Origin of the sequence: Bacillus sp. 105MF (genome assembly GCF_000374885.1) — a bacterium.
Taxonomy (GTDB): Bacteria; Bacillota; Bacilli; order Bacillales; family Bacillaceae_G; genus Bacillus_A; species Bacillus_A pseudomycoides.
Genome location: NZ_KB895651.1, coordinates 1 through 4,809, shown reverse-complemented (window position 1 = coordinate 4,809; position 4,809 = coordinate 1). Strand labels below are relative to the sequence as shown.

Annotated in this window: 4 protein-coding genes and 1 pseudogene; 4 read left to right on the top strand and 1 reads right to left on the bottom strand. The window is 33.4% G+C overall.

Translation table 11 applies throughout. The features are described from left to right. Positions 1–260 precede the first annotated feature (260 nt). The 3 genes and pseudogenes from C564_RS35975 to C564_RS0131020 all read left to right on the top strand — a co-directional run. Positions 261–443, top strand: a pseudogene (locus tag C564_RS35975) (tyrosine-type recombinase/integrase); the annotation flags it as partial. 250 nt (positions 444–693) lie between these two features. Beyond that, complete coding sequence (locus C564_RS0131025; RefSeq protein ID WP_003204381.1) at positions 694–1,215, top strand: DinB family protein; 522 nt, start codon at positions 694–696, stop codon at positions 1,213–1,215. A gap of 808 nt (positions 1,216–2,023) precedes the next feature. Then, complete coding sequence (locus C564_RS0131020; protein WP_000201380.1) at positions 2,024–2,434, top strand: SRPBCC family protein; 411 nt, start codon at positions 2,024–2,026, stop codon at positions 2,432–2,434. A gap of 440 nt (positions 2,435–2,874) precedes the next feature. On the opposite strand, the gene C564_RS0131015 is transcribed toward C564_RS0131020, so the two are convergent. Beyond that, positions 2,875–3,900 carry a serine hydrolase domain-containing protein gene (locus C564_RS0131015; RefSeq protein ID WP_003203781.1) on the bottom strand — a complete coding sequence of 342 codons (1,026 nt, stop codon included), beginning with the start codon at positions 3,898–3,900 and terminating at the stop codon, positions 2,875–2,877. 424 nt (positions 3,901–4,324) lie between these two features. Between C564_RS0131015 and C564_RS0131010 the strand changes: the two genes are divergently transcribed. Then, positions 4,325–4,809, top strand: a 485-nt coding sequence (locus C564_RS0131010) for an IS6 family transposase (protein WP_018768166.1), incomplete at its 3' end; no start/stop codon positions are given.

Sequence of the window (4,809 nt, the reverse complement as noted above, 5' to 3'; positions counted from 1 at the left end):
TTGTATCTTTAATTCATCTGAATAAGTTTGAAATTTATCCCCTTTTTTAACCATAATAAAATCCCCTCCAAGTAAAAGTGTAACATCCATGTTTATTCATGGTCTTTTTACACTGTCTACCTTAAGGGGATAATATCAACAAGTCTGTCCAAAATCAAGTGAAGTTCATCCATCAACTATTTGGAATTGCTGCTTAAGACTAGATTCCACTAGGAAACTTTTCGCCTCTTTATATCTTTCCTAAGTATTTGCACCAGAACCATACTGGGTTACGTGTAAGTGATTTACTTAAAATGGAAACTGATGAAATTTTAAAACTAAAGCGAAAAAAACGGAAAGAATTTAAAGTTAAAGAAGGAAAGACGAAAAAAGAGCGTATCATAAATATTACATCCATTTTTGAGGAAGTACTTCCATATGCTGAAGATTTAAATGTTACTTTTAAATAAAGTCATGGTGTTTATAAAAAAATACGATGTTTTGCCCCTTTGAATCTGTTTATCTATAGGGGTGTTTTTATAGTGAAAAGAAGAGCTGAACTGAAAGGCGGATTAAGGAACTGTTGAATAGCAATAAAGTTACTCCATTAAAGAGCCATTTAGTTGAAGATCTCATCAGATAAGTAATGATATTTAAAGGAATAATTCATTCTGATAAGGAATATTAAAAATGTGATGATAAGGAGGAGATTGTATGGCAAATCATGTAGAAAATCTATATAACTATCATGTATGGGCAAATCAACGGATTATTGATCATCTTAAGACACTTTCTCCTGAGAAATATCAAAAGGAAATGAAAAGTGTCTTTTCTTCTGTTTCAAAGGTTTTATCTCATCTCTATTTGGTGGAATATGGATGGCTTAATACCCTCGAGGGTCAGAGTATGAATGAAGCAATGCAATCTTCATTTCAAATTCAAGAAAAGATTGAGAAACTGCCCATTGAAGACTTAGAAACGGAATTTCACACTTTAACATCTCGGTTTAAATCCTTTTTGAACAGACAGGAAGATATGGAAAAGAGAATAATGTTGGATAATCCATGGGCAGGATTAAGAGAAACAAGTCTATCTGAAATGGTCTTACACGTTGTGAATCATGGAACCTATCATAGAGGGAATATTTCAGCTATGTTACATCAGTTGGGTGATTCTTCAGTTATGACTGATTATGCTTTTTATTGGTATTCTGAAAATGTTATTCATTATAAATAGGCAAGAGAAGAGTAATCCATTTTTTCTTCAAAAAGGTGACGTTTATTGAGGATCGAGAGATGTTTAAGATCTTTCTTTGAGCTAACGGATAACTTTAATCAAACAATTGTTGATCCAAAGTAATCTCACTCTTCTACGATATTTAACATTACCAGCAAGAATAAGTTAATTGCTTCCACAATACTGGCTAATATGAGCTTCTTGTTTATTCAAGAAAAGGGCGCGATTGTTGAGCAAACACAGGTAGAAAAATAATTAAACTTTTTTATAAAAAATTATTCACTAGCAACAAATAATCCAAGCATTTTGATCAAACTTTTTTCGAAATGTTTGGGTTTCTTCTGTTGAAAAATCAATTTTTGTAGCATGCTTTTGATCAAGCTTTATTACAAAACAACAACTTAAATAAAAAACACTTACAAGTGTACTTATAATTATATTTAGGTTAGATAAGTGAAACAGTTGAAATTAAAAGGACCACACATTTTAGATATGTCTAATATGTATGGTTGCCGCTTTTAAATAAGGTCACGGTGTTTATAAAAAAGACACGATGTTTGCAAAAAAGTTACGATGCTTTACCCCTTTGTATATAGTTATCTAAGGGGTTTTTATAGTGAAAGGAAAAGTACGTCTGAATTAAAATGTCATTATGCATAATAGAGAACTATGTAAAGATCCTAATTGTAAATTTTGTGCTTCTAATAACCAATAAATAGAAAAGTTTAAAAAAACACATTAATTATTTAGTTTTTGATCCACTTACATATTAATCAAAAATATAATAATGGGGAAGGAGGAGAAAGATATGGCTACTATTCGTAAAGAAATCGTAATTGAAGCAAATGCTGATCAAGTATGGGACGCAGTGAGTGATATCGGTGCTGTACATCAACGGTTTGTACCAGGGTATACTTTGGATACCCAGTTAGACGGTAATGATAGAATTCTATATTTTCCACATGGAGGAGTAGTACGTGAACGGATTGTTTCGATTGATGCCGAAACATATCGGTTCTCTTATGCAGTTGTCGAAGGAAGTAATCCACCCTTAATTCATCATCATGCTTCTTTTCAAGTTTTTGCAAAGGATGAGAACGAAAGTATTCTCGTCTGGATCACTGATTTTCTACCAAATCATACAGAACCTGAAATGAGAATTCGCATTGATCGAGCATCTCAAGTAATAAAGCAGACCATTGAGAAGGAAGTAAAATAGTAAACTTAGAAAAATAATATTGAGCCATCATCGCTCAATCAATCCAGATTGTAAAATATTGTACTTAAAGTAACGGGTAGCGTTAGTTGAAGAAGAATTAAGTGATTTTAGGATTGAGATCATATTTTAGTTATTCAATTAAAGGGCGCTATTGTGGAATAAAACTTAGATTTTTAAACGCCTTTATTGCTATATCTTTAAGTACAGTGAAGTATCTTATATCGAAAATCAAACAAGCATAACCCCGTCCTAAATTTAGAACGGGGTTATGCTTGTTTTAGGTTTAAAAATTAAATAACTTTATTGTCTTTTTACACATACAAAAACGCCATCCTTTCCTATGATTCTACAGAAAGAATAGCGTATTTTTTCATTTTAGGGGGGATTTTGTTGTATTAGCTTGATAGCGATGTGGTGCTACCCCTTATAAAAAAGTTTGGTCATCTCTCAAAAATTTCTTCAATCCCCTTCATTACTTCAAAGGATCCTGAACTTTTGTTTGAAGGTATCGCTATCTTGATTCCTGATTTAGGATAAAAAGCAGAATGGAAGCTCACGCCAGGGTCATATCCCATTACATGATACTTAATTATAGATTTTTCCCTTTTAGTGATCCAAAGTCCATATCCATAATCTACCCCATCTTTAACATGGATTTGCGAATTTAAAAGTATTTCTGTGTATTCTTTACTTAAAAGCTGATGATTTAACAATGCTTCCCAAAATTTGATCATATCAGATGGTGTAATAAAAGCCCCCCCATCAGCTCCACCTTTTATTGGAATCGAGTAGGTATTTGTTCTCCATGTTTCATCTTTATTATCTATGTACCCATAGGCAGTGCTTTTAGGGAGTCGATCTAAAGGAAAATATCCTGAGTCATTCATTCCACATCGTTGAAAGAGATTTGCTTCAATATAGTCGGTAAAAGAAAGTCCTGATTGTTGTTCCACGATTAAACCTAAAACAATAAATCCAGCATTATTGTAGTGGAATTTTTCTCCAGGTTGGAACATCATCTCCCCATTTTGAAATAAAGGAAGAAAATCTTTTGCGTCATTCAAGAGATACATAGGTATTTGTTTCCAAAGGTCTTCAAAGTCATCCATTACTTGTTCATCAAAATAGTCCGGTATTCCAGAACTGTGGGTCAAAAGGTGATGAATTGTTACGCCTTTGTTAAAATGCGGAAATTTTATGTTCAAACAATTTTCAAGACGAGTTTCAAATGATAGTAAACCCTTTTCAACGAGTTGGCAAATAGCAACAGCTGTAAACAACTTACAGCCAGATGCAATTCCAAAACGTGTATGAACAGTATTCAATTTTTTATCCGCCCTGTTCGCATAACCAAATGCTGATTCAAATAAGACTTTATTGTTATCCTTGATGTAAATAGCTCCAGAAAATTGTTCATCTATTATGTTATGAATTGCTTTAGTAAGGTTTAAAACTCGATTGCTCAAAATAATCCCCCTTATTCATAGATAGTAATGTATTATTCCCCATTCTAGTACGAATTTCCTTTTACTCATTAATACCAGGAAAGAATAAAGTCCAGTTTTTCAGGACAAGATTTTGAGATGTCCCCATTGCCATCAAGCTAAGATTTTGAAGTACCCCCAAAACAAAAATTTTATCTCACCACAGTTGTCTATGAGAATCCAGTGCATTTTTTCGTTTTGGAGAACGATGAGTTTCTTAACTTGATGGCGATGTGGTGCTACCCCGCTATAGGATTATCTTCTTTTTCCTTGAAGGGGTTACCATATCAAAAAAAGAAAATTGTACGTTTAAAGGTTCTGGTGCGAAAACGCTAGGAAAATTGCAATGAATCTATAAATCTTGGACATACTGATACTACTAATCTAAAGAGGGTGTGTAATTGGTATGGAAAAGGAAAATATATTCAAATGGAAGCATTATCAGCCTGATATTATTTTATTAACGGTAAGATGGTACCTACGGTACAACCTCAGTTTTCGTGATCTGGTAGAAATGATGGAGGAACGGGGTTTATCCATTTCTCACACAACCATTATGCGTTGGGTTCATCAATATGGCCCTGAATTGGATAAGCGGATCCGACGTTATCTCAAACAAACAAATGACTCTTGGAGAGTTGATGAAACATATATTAAAGTAAAAGGTCACTGGATGTATCTGTATCGTGCTGTTGATTCGCAAGGAAATACAATCGATTTTTGCCTAAGCAAAACAAGAAATCAGAAGGCTGCAAAGCGCTTTTTCAAGAAAGCTTTGCGGTCTTTTCATGTTTCAAAGCCTCGTGTTATAACAGTTGATAAGAATCCAGCTTATCCAGTAGCAATTGAGGAGCTAAAAGAAGAAAATAAGATGCCAGAAGGCATCCAAAT